Genomic DNA, 15,547 nt, shown 5'->3' on the forward strand with positions numbered 1-15,547 from the left:
TAGAGGTGCGACTGAAAATACCAATTATAAAAGGATATAGACATGAGATTTGAGAAGTTTACTCAAAAACTGCAATCCGCCATTCAAGAAGCACAAAGCCTAGCATTAGGTCGCGATCATACGGGTATCGATCCTGTGCATTTGCTTGCTGTGTTGCTACAAGATGAGTCTAATTTATCTATCTGCCAACAAGCAGGTGCTTCTATTCCAGCGTTAAAAAATGGCGTTGCTAAAGCATTGGATAACCAAGCGACCATTTCGGAGCCGACAGGTGACGTCAATCTAAACCCAAACTCGGTAAAAATATTGAACTTGGCAGATCGTCAGGCGCAAAAAGAAGGCGATGATTTTATTGCGACTGAATGGGTCATGTTGGCACTCGCTGAGCAAGGCGAAACCAAAAAAATATTTGAAAGTGCAGGCGTGACGGCAAGCAAACTAAAAGCGGTCATTGAGCAGCTGCGCGGTGATGATACCGTCAATAACCAAAACGCCGAAGATCAGCGTGATGCACTCAACAAATACACGATTAATCTGACTGAGCAAGCAGAGCTTGGCAAACTAGATCCAGTCATTGGCCGTGACGAAGAAATTCGCCGTACCATTCAGGTACTGTCGCGCCGTACCAAAAACAACCCTGTGCTCATCGGTGAGCCGGGCGTTGGTAAAACGGCGATTGTCGAAGGCTTGGCACAAAAAATCATCAATGGCGACGTACCAGAAGGTCTGCGCCGCAAAGAAGTGTTGTCATTAGACTTAGGCGCGCTGATTGCAGGGGCAAAATTCCGTGGTGAGTTTGAAGAACGCCTCAAAAGCGTATTGAGCGACTTGGCCAAACAAGAAGGCAATGTCATTCTGTTCATCGATGAGCTGCATACGATGGTTGGTGCAGGCAAGTCTGAAGGTGCGATGGATGCGGGTAATATGCTAAAACCTGCTTTGGCACGCGGTGAGCTGCACTGCGTTGGTGCGACCACCCTTGATGAGTATCGCCAGTACATCGAAAAAGACGCTGCGCTTGAACGTCGTTTTCAAAAGGTTTTGGTCGATGAGCCAACAGTCGAAGATACCATTGCGATATTACGGGGTTTAAAAGAGCGTTACGAGCTGCATCACGGTGTCGATATTCAAGACAGTGCCATTATCGCTGCTGCGCGCATGAGTCACCGCTATATCACTGACCGTAAGCTACCGGATAAGGCGATTGATTTAATTGACGAAGCGGCCAGTCGCCTGCGGATGGAGATGGACAGTAAACCTGAATCATTAGGTAAGCTTGATAGCCGTTTGATTCAATTAAAAATGCAGCGTGAAGTACTCAAAAATGAAGAGGATGCCGGCGCGCAAGCCGAGCGTAAAGTGCTCGATGCACAAATAGCAGAATTAGAAAAAGAATATGCTGATCTCAATGAGGTTTGGCAGGCAGAGAAAGCACTGGTCAAAGGCAGTCAACAGCTAAAAGACGAGCTAGATAAAGCCCGTATTGCGTATGACAAAGCCAGCCGCGAAGGCGATTATGAGACCATGAGTAAGCTGCAATACGAAACCATTCCGCAGTTAGAACGACGTATTCATGAGTCTGACTTGGCTGAGCAAAAAGAGCAGACAGGTGAAGGTAGCGGTGTTAAATTGCTGCGTAATAAGGTGACAGACAACGAAATCGCAGAAGTGGTTGCTGCCGCGACTGGTATTCCTGTCAGCAAAATGATGCAAGGCGAGCGTGACAAGATGATCGCAATGGAAGAAAAGCTCCATGAGCGTGTTATCGGTCAAAACGAAGCGGTCGAATCGGTGGCCAATGCGGTACGTCGTAGCCGTGCAGGCTTGTCTGATCCAAACCGTCCTTCAGGCTCGTTTTTATTCTTGGGGCCTACAGGCGTTGGTAAAACTGAGCTGACCAAATCACTAGCAAACTTTTTGTTTGACTCTGAAGATGCGATTGTACGTATCGACATGAGTGAATATATGGAAAAACACAGTGTCAGCCGTCTCGTCGGGGCACCTCCAGGTTATGTCGGTTATGAAGAAGGCGGTACATTGACTGAAGCAGTACGCCGTAAGCCATATAGCGTCATATTGTTCGATGAAGTAGAAAAGGCGCACCCTGATGTGTTCAACATCTTGCTGCAAGTATTGGACGATGGTCGCTTAACCGATTCGCAAGGTCGGGTGGTAGATTTCAAAAACACTGTGATTATCATGACCAGTAATTTGGGTTCGCATAAAATTCAAGAGATGGTTGGCGAGAGCTACGAGGATATCAAAGCGGAAGTAATGGATTCTGTTGGGCAGCATTTCCGTCCAGAGTTCGTCAACCGTATTGACGAAATCGTAGTCTTCCATCCGCTTGGTATGTCGCAGATGGCAGGTATTGCGGATATTCAATTGGATCGATTACGTCAGCGTATCCAAGAGCGTGAGATGGATATTGAGCTGTCAGCAGATGCGATGAATAAATTGGTTGCCGTGGGTTATGACCCTGTTTATGGTGCTCGTCCTTTAAAGCGTGCCATTCAACAAGAGATCGAAAACCCATTGTCATTGAAGCTATTGGCAGGTGATTTTGTCGCTGGCGATATTATCAAAGTCGATGTAGGTGCCGATGACAAGCTAACTTTTGATAAGCTTAGAATGAGCTAATCACATTGGCATCGATGTCTTTATGACCCAACTGTATGTTTAAAATAAACCCCTTATCTACAATCGTAGGTAAGGGGTTTTTATTTATAAGGAGCGTTTTACGTTACTGTTTTTTTACCATTTCAATATCTCTTAAGTCTTAGGACTATGCTATAACTAAATCAATGAATAATAGTATAAGTATCAACTGAATGGAGAAACAGAACGATGACAGCCTATATTGAACGTATAAATATACCTTTAACTTCGCCACTAATCATTACAGCATTGCTGTTTAGCACCGCCGCGTGCTCCAATCCTTCAGCAGTAAGTACTAGCAATAATAAAAGTACCGCAACAGAGTCTAAAGAAGTTTCAGCTTCAGATAGCGATACTCAAACCGCCACACAAACGACCACACAAACAAAGACTAGCAAGCCTGACTTTACCACCAAAGCAATCGCTACCTTTGATGAGCCTTGGGCAATGACAGCGTTACCTATTGCAGATAGCACAGCGCCAAAATTACTACTAACACAAAAAACAGGTGAGCTATTTATCGTAGATACAGCGACGGGTAATAAGACCAAAATCGAAGGCGTTCCTACATCGCTTACGGTGGTCAAGGCGGCTTAGGAGACATCATCGTGGCTCCAGATTTTGCGACGTCCAATACCGTCTATCTTAGCTACGCAGAAGCAGGGGCAGGAAGTGATAGTAATAAATTTGGCGCTAAAGTGATCAAAGCGACACTCTCAGGATTAGAGACAGCCACACCTACGTTGCAAGATATCACGCCTATCTGGCAACAGTCTCCGAAAGTCACAGGGCAGGGACATTATAGTCATCGCCTGCTGTTTTCACCCGATGGACGCTATTTATATATCAGCTCAGGCGAACGTCAAGACAAAGACCCAGCACAAGACATGAATGGCAATCTGGGTAAGATAATACGGTTGAGTCCTGATGGTAACACTCCGACAGACAATCCGTTTACTGATAATGAGTTGGCCAAACAGTTTTGGACTATCGGACATCGCAATGTACTGGGTATGGCATTTGACGATAGCGGACAGCTTTGGGCGCACGAGATGGGACCAAAAGGCGGGGATGAATTTAATATTATTGAGAAGGGTAACAACTATGGCTGGCCAGTGGTATCCAATGGACGAAACTATTCAGGTCTAGATATTCCTGACCATGATACAAAGCCAGAGTTTACGGCACCCAAAATTACTTGGACACCTGTCATATCACCATCTGCTATGAGCATCTATGCGGCTGGTACTCATAATGATTTTCCTAGCTGGCAAGGCAATGCTCTTATCAGTGGTTTATCGTCTAAAGCGCTTATCGTAGTGGGCATAAACGACGACAATACCGCAGCTGGGCGTTATCGCTATGACATGGGAGAGCGTGTACGCAGTGTGCTAGCAGTAGACGGGCAAGTGTGGGCACTTGAAGATGGTAATGATGCACAATTACTCAGATTATTACCCAAATAACATCGAAACAATATTGAAAAAACATCGAATTAACGTCGTATTTACCTACCTGTATATTTAATTATTTTAATAAAACTATTGAATTCTTTTAGAGTAAATTAATAGTTTTATTTTGTAATAGATTGATAGTTAAGACCTATTTTGTTAAGGTAACGTTCCTTGAAATTTGAGACTTGCACATGGAAGAAGTAAAAGTAGGCAGATTAGGACCTTTTCCGCGGGTAAGTAAACCTGTGTTTATTACATCGTCACTGCTGATTGTTGGCTTTATTATTTTCGGTGCGTTTTTCACCGAAACAGCAGGGGCTGTTTTTAGTTTTTTACAAAATTTTATTACCGATAAGTTTGGTTGGCTATTCATTATTCTGGTCAATACCGCGCTTGCACTTTGTATATACTTGGCAATGAGTCGCTATGGTGACATTCGACTAGGTAACCAAACAGAGCGACCGCAGTACAATCTGTTCTCTTGGATTGGCATGCTCTTCTCTGCAGGTATTGGTATTGGTCTGGTTTATTGGGGTACAGCCGAGCCGCTGTATCACTTTATGGCACCACCAATGGGCGATGCCGAGACAGTAGAAGCCGCCAAGCAAGCGATGAATATCTCATTTATGCATTGGGGTCTACATGCTTGGGCGATTTATACGATTGTAGCGCTATCTTTAGCGTATTTTCATTTCCGTCGCGGCCTACCATTATCGATTCGATCTACTTTGTATCCTTTACTTGGTAAAAAGATCTATGGTCGTTGGGGACACACGGTCGATATCTTGGCTGTGTTTGGTACGATGTTTGGTGTGGTTACCTCGCTTGGGCTTGGGGTTATGCAGATCAACTCTGGACTCGAAAAGCTGTTTGGTACGCCTAACAGTCTTACCGTACAGTTTGGCTTGATCGCTTTCATCACAGCGCTAGCGGCAGCTTCAGTCTTGATGGGTTTGGATAAAGGTATTAAGCGTTTAAGTGATATCAATATTGGTTTCACTATCGTCTTATTAGCGTTTATGGTTATCTTAGGACCAACGCTATTTATCTTTGATAGTTTTATCGAAAACATCGGCAACTATTTGACTGTGATTGTACCTCTAGGTACGTGGGGCGAGTCTTATAGCGGTACAGATTGGCAAAGTAGTTGGACGATATTTTATTGGGCATGGTGGGTAAGCTGGGCACCATTCGTTGGTATCTTTATCGCCCGTATCTCTCGTGGTCGTACTATCCGTGAATTTACGCTTGGTGTACTACTGATTCCAATGCTGATTTTGTTCTTCTGGTTTACCACCTTTGGCGGCGTTGCTGTTCATATGGAGCTTGCTTCTGCTGTGTCAGGTGTTAGCCCAGGATTGGTTGAAGCAGTACAAGCGGATTCTGGTAGTGCCATCTTTAAGTTGGTTGAATACTACCCATTGGCAAAACCGATTACGCTACTGATTGTCGTCATGATTATGCTATGGTTTGTGACCTCGTCAGATTCTGCTAGCTTTGTCATCGATATGTTGACTGCTGGTGGCGATACCAACCCACCGAAAATCCAGCGCTTATTTTGGGCGACGACAGAAGGCGTTATCGCCGCTATCTTGCTAGCGGCTGGTGGATTGTCTGCGCTACAGGCGGCGGCTATCGTAGCGGGACTACCGTTTGCCTTAGTGGTCTTTGTCATGATGTATGCGCTACTGCGTGGTTTGAGTCGCGATCGTCTGATTCTATACAGAGCGCAACAAGGCTTTATTACGGATGAATCAGCAGACCATAACTCAGCGAATGAATTCGTTGATGAGCATCTGCTAAAAGGGCCACCTAAGATTGTTAAAGGTGACTAAGAAGTAGATAGGATTAAGACAGCTACTTAAGCTTTTAATAGAAGAAGCCCCAATTTAAAAGTAAATTGGGGCTTCTTTATTGGGTAAAGATATTTAAATTTGTTCAGAACAAATTCAGTTTGTCGAAATATTATTGCTGCAATGTTACTATGATTTCTATACATTCGGCAGTATTTACATGGTGTTATATTTAGTGATTCGTTCATACCTTGCTATGGTTACGCTCTTTTTTGGGGATATACCTATGGATCATGTAAAAGTTGGCAGGTTAGGCCCTTTCCCGCGGGTAAGTAAACCTGTTTTTTTAACTTCAGCATTACTTATTATTATATTTATTGTTCTTGGCGTTTTTTTTACTGAATCTGCCGGTACGTTGTTCAGTTTTTTACAAGGCTTTATTACCGATAAATTTGGTTGGTTTTTCATTATTCTCGTTAATGTGGCCTTAGGACTTTGTGTTTATTTGTCTATGAGCCGTTATGGCGATATTCGTCTTGGTGCTCAAACTGAGACACCACAGTACAGTCTATTTTCGTGGATCGGTATGCTGTTCTCTGCTGGCATCGGTATTGGACTTGTCTACTGGGGTACAGCAGAGCCCTTATATCACTTTATGGCACCGCCACTCGGTGAAAAGGAAACGATAGAAGCCGCCAAACAGGCGATGAATATTACCTTTTTACATTGGGGCTTACATGCTTGGGCATTGTACGCGATTGTAGCGCTATCTTTAGCCTATTTCCATTTTCGCCGTGGCTTACCACTATCGATTCGCTCAACCCTTTATCCTATATTGGGTAAAAAGATATATGGCTCGTGGGGTCATGCCGTTGATATCTTAGCCGTATTCGGTACGATGTTTGGTGTGGTGACGTCACTCGGTCTTGGCGTTATGCAAATTAACTCAGGGCTTGAGAAGTTATTTGGTATTCCTAATACTCTCACAATACAAATCGCTCTGATTGCTTTTATTACTGCTTTAGCCGCCTGTTCTGTCATGATGGGCTTGGATAAGGGTATCAAGCGTCTAAGTGATGTGAACATCGGTTTAACGGCTATTCTACTTGGTTTTATGGTCGTCTTAGGACCGACGCTTTTCATTTTTGATAGCTTCCTAGAAAATATCGGCAACTATCTTTCAGTGGTTGTGCCATTAGGTCTGTGGGGTGAGTCCTATGAAGGTGAGGCAAACTGGCAGTCAGCATGGACGATATTTTATTGGGCATGGTGGGTGAGTTGGGCACCGTTTGTCGGCGTGTTTATTGCTCGTATCAGCCGTGGTCGTACGATTAGAGAGTTTGTACTTGGGGTATTACTTATCCCTATGACCATATTGTTCTTTTGGTTTTCAACTTTCGGCGGCGTTGCTATTCATATGGAGCTGCTCGCTGCTATTGATCCGGTGTTGGTTAGTCCTGGACTGGTCGAGGCAGTACAAACAGATTTTGGTAGTGCCATTTTTAAATTGGTTGAGTACTATCCATTGGCGCAACCCATCACATTTATGATTGTGATTATGATTGTATTGTGGTTCGTGACCTCATCAGATTCAGCAAGTTTTGTCATCGATATGCTGACGGCTGGTGGTGATACCAATCCGCCAAAGATTCAACGTTTATTTTGGGCAAGCACTGAAGGCGTCATTGCTGCTGTTTTGTTGGCTGCTGGTGGATTGAGCGCGTTACAAGCAGCCGCTATCGTAGCAGGATTGCCATTTGCTTTGGTTATATTTGCCATGATGTATGCGCTACTGCGTGGTTTGAGTCGCGATCGATTGATATTATATAGAGCGCAGCAGCATTATATTACTGAAGAATCAGCAGATCACAACTCGGCAGATGAATTTGCTGATGAGCACCTACTAAAAGGGCCACCTAAGATTGTTAAAGGTGACTAAAAGTAGGTAAAAGTAAGACAGCTACTCAAGCTTTTAACAGAAGAAGCCCCAATTTATTTTTAAATTGGGGCTTCTTTATTGGGTAAAGATACTTAAATTTATTCAGGACAAATTCGGATTGTTGAAAATTATTACCGAAATGTTACTACCATTTCTATACATTCGGCAGTATTTACAAGGTGTTATATTTGATAATTCGTTCATACCTTGGTATGGTTACGCACTTTTTTGGGGATATACCTATGGATCATGTAAAAGTTGGCCGATTAGGCCCTTTTCCGCGGGTAAGTAAACCTGTATTTTTGACTTCAGCAATCTTGATACTGGCGTTCATTATTTTTGGCGCTTTATTCAACGAACAAGCAGAAGTCGTATTTAACCAAGCAAAAGCATTTGTCTCTTTACGCTTTGGCTGGTTCTTTATTGTCGTGGTCAATTTAACATTGGTCATGAGTATTTATATGATATTTAGCCGCTACGGCGATATCAGACTCGGTCATCAGAATGAGAGACCAGAGTACAATATGGTTTCGTGGATTGGTATGCTGTTTTCAGCTGGTATCGGTATTGGGCTGCTTTATTGGGGCACCGCTGAGCCGCTGTATCACTTCATGGCACCACCATTAGGCGAGGCGGAGACAGTTGCCGCTGCCAAGCAAGCGATGAATATCTCGTTCCTACATTATGGTCTACATGTATGGGCGCTATATGGCATGGTTGCGCTATCGCTTGCTTATTTTCATTACCGAGTAGGTTTGCCACTGGCTATCCGTTCGACACTTTATCCGATATTGGGTAAAAAAATCTACGGCGGTTGGGGACATACGGTAGATACGCTCGCCGTATTTGGTACGATGTTTGGGGTAGTGACCACGTTAGGTCTTGGCGTCTTGCAGATTAACTCAGGCCTTGAGACGTTATTTGGTATACCCAATAATATTACGGTGCAGATTATTTTGATTGGCCTTATCACCATGCTAGCAGGGTTATCTCTGTTTATGGGATTGGATAAAGGCATCAAGCGTCTAAGTGATACCAATATATTGTTCACTGTGATATTGCTAAGTTTTGTGATTATCTTTGGGCCTACGCAGTTTATTTTTAATAGCTTTGTAGAAAATATCGGCAACTATTTGCATCAAATCGTGCCGTTAGGTCTATGGACAGAGTCTTATAGAGGCGAAGAAAATTGGCAAGCTTCTTGGACGATTTTCTATTGGGCATGGTGGATTAGTTGGTCACCATTCGTTGGGGTGTTTGTTGCGCGTATCTCTCGTGGCCGTACTATCCGTGAGTTTATATTAGGTGTGCTGTTAATTCCTATCACGATACTTTTCTTGTGGTTTACTGCTTTTGGTGGTTCTGCGGTAAATATGGAGTTGGTGGCAGCAGCAGACCCTAACATAGTTAGTCCAGGTCTGATCGAAGCGGTCAAAGCCGATACGGGTAGCGCTATCTTTAAATTGATGGAATCTTATCCATTAACGGGTGCGGTCAACTTGCTCATCGTGGTGATGATTGTCCTATGGTTTGTTACCTCATCGGATTCAGCCAGTTTTGTCATCGATATGCTGACATCAGGTGGTGATACCAATCCACCAAAGATTCAGCGCTTATTTTGGGCTGGTTCTGAAGGTGTTATTGCTGCTGTATTGCTAGCAGCAGGTGGCTTAAGTGCATTACAAGCGGCATCGATTGTCTCAGGATTTCCTTTTGCTATTGTGATCGTCGTGATGATGTATTCTCTATTGCGCGGTCTCAGTCGAGATCGCTTGATACTGTATCGTAATCAGCAATGGTTCACCACAGAAGAGTCAGCAGAGCACAACTCGGCTAATGAGTTCCGTGATGAAGAGTTGCTAAAAGGCCCACCAGCACTTGAGAAAGATGCTTAAGCTTTAGAGTTTATTTCTTAGCTACAAAAATACCCAGCTTGTCATAAGCTGGGTATTTTTATGGATGCTCAATATTTTTAATAAAAAACCTTTCAATACATCAGCTTTCAGTACAGCAGATCTCGATACAACCACTTTGTAGATTAGCTACATTCGCCTTTTGAATAACCAACGGCTTCAGGAATATTACAGGCTGAGCAGGCATTACTAGCCGTTCGGTAGCTAACAACTGCTCCAACTTTCGTTTTTACACAGACCGGCTCATACTGGGCTGTACAGATATTGTTGGCAGGGTTAGCGGGCGGGCATTGAGTCAGAGCACCTTCAAATTGTTGACTGATATCAGGACTGGATGGGGTAGGTGTTTGACCCGACGTACCGATATCAGACATAGAGCTACAGCCCGTTAAAGCTAGAACTAATATCAATATAAGTGATGATGGTTTGAACGGAGATTGATTAATTGTGGAAAATCGACGAGTAGATAGAGCTTGTTTCATAAAAAATGTCCTTATTAATAATATTCGATAGCGTCCTGTTATCGATAATGGATTTGCCTACTAATGATAAATATTTAGTCTTTTATGGTAGCTCATTTGTCAGTAGCTATCCACTTAAACACCATACAAAAACCCCAAGCTCAATTGAGTTTGGGGTTTTGTTTTCTGCTATCAAATACTAATTTTACAACAGTATGTCTAAATCAAAGACATCTAGAATGACGAGATTCGCTTATTCAGCTGGTTTGTCATCTTGATTTAGCTGCACGTATTTGTCAAAGTTTTGAGCATAATCAGTTAAATTATCGCTTAGCATTTGGCGATACTGTTTGACATAAAACTCGACGATATCATCTTTTTCTTTGGCGAAATCATCACCTTTGACGAAGCCGATAGAGGCAACTGACGCGCTATAGCGTGCTGCAGCATACAATAAAGAAGCACCTACTTGACCTGAATGTGCTTCAGGGCCTAGCTGGCTGTTGGCGATACCGATGATAGCGTCAGCACGTTGATAAAATGCCTGCATTTCAGGGGTGATTTCGATGTTAGCATCAGCGTTTTGGTCTTGAATATTGTCTTGAGACATAAGCAACTCCTAATAATAAGTGTCAGTAGTTTTTAGTATATAAAAATGGTTGGTAAACGTTTTAAAGTAGTGACTCTTATAAACCAGCGTCTGCTTTTAAGATATCAGCTTTGTCTGTTTTTTCCCACGTAAAGGCAGTCTCTGAACCTGGACGACCAAAGTGTCCAAAGGTAGCAGTCTGCTGATACATTGGTTGTAGTAAGTTCAACATACGGGTAATGCCGTAAGGACGTAGGTCAAAGTGCGTACGAATCAAGCGGATGATTTCATCGTTGCTGATTTTGCTAGTACCAAAGGTATTAACAGAGATAGAGGTAGGCTCAGCGACACCAATCGCATAGCTGACCTGTACTTCACAGCGCTCAGCAAGACCTGCTGCTACGATGTTTTTGGCCACATAACGTACCGCGTAAGCAGCACTGCGATCCACTTTTGAAGGATCTTTACCACTGAACGCACCGCCACCATGACGTGCCATACCGCCGTAAGTATCAACAATAATTTTACGACCAGTCAGACCAGCATCACCAACAGGACCACCAATCACAAACTTACCAGTTGGGTTGATATGATAGCGTGTGCCAGCGTGCAATAAGTCAGCTGGTAGCACTTGCTTGATGATAGATTCCATCACCGCTTCTTGTAGATCTGACTGCGAGATGCTTGGATCATGCTGTGTTGATAATACAACAGCATCGATGGCGACAGGACGATTGCCGTCATACTTCAAGGTTACCTGCGCTTTGGCATCTGGACGCAACCATGGCAACTCACCTGCGCGGCGCAGCTCCGACTGACGCTCCATCAAACGATGAGCATACTCGATAGGCGCTGGCATCAGTACTTCGGTTTCATTACTTGCATAACCAAACATCAAACCTTGGTCGCCTGCACCTTGCTCTTCAGGGTCGCTACGATCGACGCCTTGCGCGATTTCAGGAGATTGCTTGCCTAGCATGTTGATGACTGCACAAGTTTCGCCATCAAAGCCTAGGTCTGAATGGTGATAGCCAATGCCATTTACGGTGTCACGAACCAGACGCTCTAAATCAATATTTGCCGTTGTAGTGATTTCACCTGCAAGTATGACTGCGCCTGTTTTTACTAAGGTTTCGCATGCCACACGTGCGTGCAGATCTTCACGTAAGATAGCGTCAAGGATAGCGTCTGATATTTGGTCAGCCATTTTGTCAGGATGGCCTTCGCTCACAGATTCTGAGGTAAATAAGTTGTATTCACGCATAATGGGATCGCTTAATTGAATCAATAAGGGTAGGAAAAGCAGCACATCTGGGTGCTGCTCTAATTAATTTTGACCACGCATTCACGCGGCAGATAATTGGTATTTCTTAATTTAAAATCGGTTTTGACTAAAATCTTTGCTAATAAATATGACCAAAGGGTGAGCGGACTATCATTCAATCAATATATAAAATGATACTGCCTCGCTCTAATATGGTCTTGGCGGTAACGAGTTGGGTCAGTACTTGCCCTAATAGACAACGCTAATGTGCAGATTGCCTTATCAGAAGCAGGGTAATGGCCAAAATCTCTTAACGCAAAATAGGGTTATTCTACCTTGAAACGTTATAAAACTCTAGTGAGCAACACTTGCTCTACTATAAGAAATGCTCAACAAGCAGTTCATTGCAATCAAAGCTGGTTACTGGATAGCGGTTTATTTAGCTGAGTGATTAGCTAGCAGTAGCGTCTGCTTGGAATGAACAATACGTTACAACTCTAAAAATGCAGCTTTATCTTTAAACATACATTCTTCATAGACAGGGCAAGCGCCGCATTTGGGTGTACGAGCCTGGCAAGTATAGCGGCCGTGTAAGATAAGATAATGATGGGCGTCTACGATGAAGTCTTCTGGAATGCGCTCGACCAGCTTTTTTTCGACGATGAGTACGGTTTTGCCAGTAGCAAGCCCAGTACGATTACCCACACGAAAGATATGCGTGTCAACGGCCATGGTCGGCTGGCCAAAGGCCGTATTTAGCACGACATTGGCAGTTTTACGGCCGACACCTGCCAGTGACTCTAAGTCTTTGCGGTTATCAGGAACGGTGCTATCAAATTTCTCAATCAAATCACGGCAGGTTTTGATGACGTTTTTTGCTTTGGCATTATATAAACCAATGTTTTTGATATAGGATTTTAGACCGTCTTCGCCTAGTGCCAGTATGGCTTCAGGTGTATTGGCCACAGGGTACAATTGCTTGGTAGCAATATTGACACTGACATCAGTCGCTTGTGCGGACAGAATTACCGCGATAAGTAATTCAAAATTACTGTCATAATTGAGTTCGGTGACAGGTTCATCAATAGTCGCTGCCAGCTTTTCAAAGAATGGACGCACGTCACGATTGGGCATTCGTCTAGAGGGCGGTGTGTCAGCTGTTTTATGTTTGACCGTTTTACTCATGGCATTTTGACTATTATTTTGATGAATGGTGGTGCCAAATTATATGCTAGCGCTAACATTCATGTTAATGATTAAAGTATCAATTTATTAACGAATTAACTGCTTAATCAGCCATTACCGTTATAGCGCTACTTGCAATGACTCAAGCTCTGCTTGTAAGGATTCGAGCTCTACTTGTTTCTTATCATTTGCACGCACACTCAATTGCTTTTCTAGTTTTTTGATTTTGGTACGGAGCTTGGCAGCCGCAATGGTGTTTTTTGCTTGTGACTCACTGATGTTTAGAGACTGGCTTGCTGCATTATTGAGCTTAGCCTCTACCATACTAACGACAGGTCTACTATTGCTCGTATCGGCAAGCTGTTCTGTGACGCGTTTTAAATGAGTGTGGTAGCGTTGTCTCAAATCCTCTTGCTCTGCTATTCGCTCAGGCTCAGATATTTCTCGCTCAATCGTAACTAAGTCAATGCAATCAACAGGGCAGGGCGCAATACATAGCTCACAGCCCGTGCACAAATCTGTAAAAATCGTATGCATATGCTTACCAGTACCAACGATAGCATCTACTGGGCAAGCAGGAATACATTTGGTGCAGCCGATACAGTCATCTTCACGAATAACTGCACGAACCTCGGTCGGACGTTCGGAAGTGGCATCTATGGGCCACTGTGAAGGCACCGCCGTTAGCGTAGTGTTAGAAGTGTCTATATCGAGAGTCTGAGCAATCGCATTGGTGACTGGCTGACCACCGGGCACACATTTATTGTACGGCTCGCCATTTAATACAATTGCAGCGGCATATGGCAGGCAACCATCTGGATGCTCACATAGCCCGCATTGCGTCTGTGGCAAACAAGCATCCACACGTGCAATTTTTGCCTGTATGTCAGCAGGCAAGGTATCAATGTGTAATGTATCAAATAAGATAGGTAGATTGACTAAGCGTATATTGGTGCTACTTTGCATTTAATTAAGGACCTTAATACCAGTCGTAAGCATAGGTATTAGTATAAATAGAGATAAAAGGTTGAGAAAGCGGTCTTTGTAAAACAGTATCTATAAGAGCATCTGCTCATGTTAGCGTGTTACTTACTAAAAATGAAGTTCGAAGTAAAACGCTTGTCACAGGAGCAGCGATTTTAAAGAGATGAGATTGAAAATACAATACTATAGCGTAATGTGGTATTTGTAGGTAAGGACTGATTATAAGTCTATATTTTGTTCTTTAGCCACTTGGTCAATCAAATCGCGAGCGATACTACCTTTTGGTGGAATTCTGGGTAGGTTTGAGAGATCAAAGAAATCAGCATGTGCTAGCTCATCTTCTTGCAAGATAATATCGCCATTGGCATACGATGCACGAAAACCGAGCATCAAGTTAGAGGGGAATGGCCATGGCTGACTGCTCACATAGCGGATATCTGATACGCTGATATTGACCTCTTCTGCGACTTCACGTACCACCGCATGCTCCAGACTCTCTCCAACTTCTACAAACCCTGCGATCAAACCATACATTGGCGGCAGGTTTTGCTGTCCATGACGGTGATGGTGAGCCAGTAAGATTTGCATCTCACCCGTCACTGGATTTGACCGAGTAATAGCAGTGATGACGCAAGGTTGTACGCGAGGGTATTGGCGCAATCGACATATTGGACAAACCATGGCACGTTCGCCTTGGTCAGCATGTACAGTAGGACTAGCACAGCGACTACAAAACTGCGTATCTGCTTGCCAGCTCAATAGCTGTATCGCTTGGCTAATCTGATCTGACAAAGCGACTGGCAAATGAGTCATTAGTTTTCGATAAGGAACAAAAGTGTTACCACTGCTTTCAGCAATAATTGGTAGCGTCATGTTATGAGCAACTGCATAGTCATAAGTCATGGCGCTCGTGGCATGAGCGGTAAAGCTATGAGCCATATTGGCATCAACCGTATCATCTGCATCGTTACCAGTGCTGTCGTCTGATAACCAATGATTTGGTGCTAGGCTCTCGTGCAGCGTTACGTGACCAACCTGATAAGCTTGCTCGCTTAAGTCATTACTATCGGGCGATAGCTGAACTTGCAAAGGCCACCAACCATCTGGCATTTGACGGCATAAGATACTGTCATCACTTAATACAAAAGCATGGGCCATATAAAATTCCAAACATTATAAAGTAAGTCCGCATCGACGTAGACACAGACTGTTTTAGAGTAAAATATCATCAATTCTATGTAAACCAGATACCCAGATATCCATATATGTTGCCAGGCTGGTTCAGCCTCATGACCAGGCTAGTTCAA

General features: G+C 43.6%; 10 protein-coding genes and 1 pseudogene. 5 read left to right on the forward strand and 6 right to left on the reverse strand.

Going from position 1 to position 15,547, the window contains the following annotated elements; translation table 11 throughout:
- The first annotated feature begins 42 nt into the window (after positions 1–42).
- The 5 genes and pseudogenes from clpB (at position 43) to ACQKCG_RS06890 (ending at position 9,739) form a co-directional block, all read left to right on the forward strand.
- Positions 43–2,640, forward strand: a complete 2,598-nt coding sequence (gene clpB / locus ACQKCG_RS06870) for an ATP-dependent chaperone ClpB (protein WP_101205647.1) — start codon at positions 43–45, stop codon at positions 2,638–2,640.
- A 228-nt stretch (positions 2,641–2,868) separates the two neighbouring features.
- A pseudogene (locus ACQKCG_RS06875) lies at positions 2,869–4,124 on the forward strand (PQQ-dependent sugar dehydrogenase).
- Between the two features lie 179 nt (positions 4,125–4,303).
- Positions 4,304–5,947: a BCCT family transporter gene (locus ACQKCG_RS06880; RefSeq protein WP_191113839.1), complete on the forward strand. Its 1,644-nt coding sequence runs from the start codon at positions 4,304–4,306 to the stop codon at positions 5,945–5,947.
- A 244-nt stretch (positions 5,948–6,191) separates the two neighbouring features.
- Entirely contained in the window at positions 6,192–7,844 is a 1,653-nt protein-coding gene (locus ACQKCG_RS06885) for a BCCT family transporter (RefSeq protein WP_427585324.1), read from the forward strand.
- A gap of 242 nt (positions 7,845–8,086) precedes the next feature.
- On the forward strand, positions 8,087–9,739 hold the full coding sequence (locus ACQKCG_RS06890) for a BCCT family transporter (protein WP_057760694.1): 1,653 nt from the start codon (positions 8,087–8,089) through the stop codon (positions 9,737–9,739).
- A gap of 143 nt (positions 9,740–9,882) precedes the next feature.
- Here the strand turns inward: ACQKCG_RS06890 and ACQKCG_RS06895 are convergent, their stop codons facing one another.
- The 6 genes from ACQKCG_RS06895 to nudC all read right to left on the reverse strand — a co-directional run bounded on the left by ACQKCG_RS06895 (position 9,883) and on the right by nudC (position 15,398).
- Positions 9,883–10,239, reverse strand: coding sequence for a hypothetical protein (locus tag ACQKCG_RS06895; protein ID WP_201570130.1), 357 nt, complete (start codon positions 10,237–10,239; stop codon positions 9,883–9,885).
- A 232-nt stretch (positions 10,240–10,471) separates the two neighbouring features.
- A complete protein-coding gene (locus tag ACQKCG_RS06900; RefSeq protein ID WP_102078350.1) occupies positions 10,472–10,828 on the reverse strand; it encodes a DUF3144 domain-containing protein in 357 nt (118 codons plus the stop codon).
- Between the two features lie 76 nt (positions 10,829–10,904).
- Positions 10,905–12,071: a methionine adenosyltransferase gene (gene metK, locus ACQKCG_RS06905; protein WP_057760687.1), complete on the reverse strand. Its 1,167-nt coding sequence runs from the start codon at positions 12,069–12,071 to the stop codon at positions 10,905–10,907.
- A 489-nt stretch (positions 12,072–12,560) separates the two neighbouring features.
- Entirely contained in the window at positions 12,561–13,256 is a 696-nt protein-coding gene (gene nth, locus ACQKCG_RS06910; protein WP_057760685.1) for an endonuclease III, read from the reverse strand.
- A 120-nt stretch (positions 13,257–13,376) separates the two neighbouring features.
- Positions 13,377–14,222: an RnfABCDGE type electron transport complex subunit B gene (locus tag ACQKCG_RS06915; protein WP_427585325.1), complete on the reverse strand. Its 846-nt coding sequence runs from the start codon at positions 14,220–14,222 to the stop codon at positions 13,377–13,379.
- A 237-nt stretch (positions 14,223–14,459) separates the two neighbouring features.
- Complete coding sequence (gene nudC, locus ACQKCG_RS06920; RefSeq protein WP_427585326.1) at positions 14,460–15,398, reverse strand: NAD(+) diphosphatase; 939 nt, start codon at positions 15,396–15,398, stop codon at positions 14,460–14,462.
- Positions 15,399–15,547: the final 149 nt, after the last annotated feature.

This window comes from Psychrobacter sp. NPDC078929, assembly GCF_050267985.1.
Taxonomy (GTDB): Bacteria; Pseudomonadota; Gammaproteobacteria; order Pseudomonadales; family Moraxellaceae; genus Psychrobacter.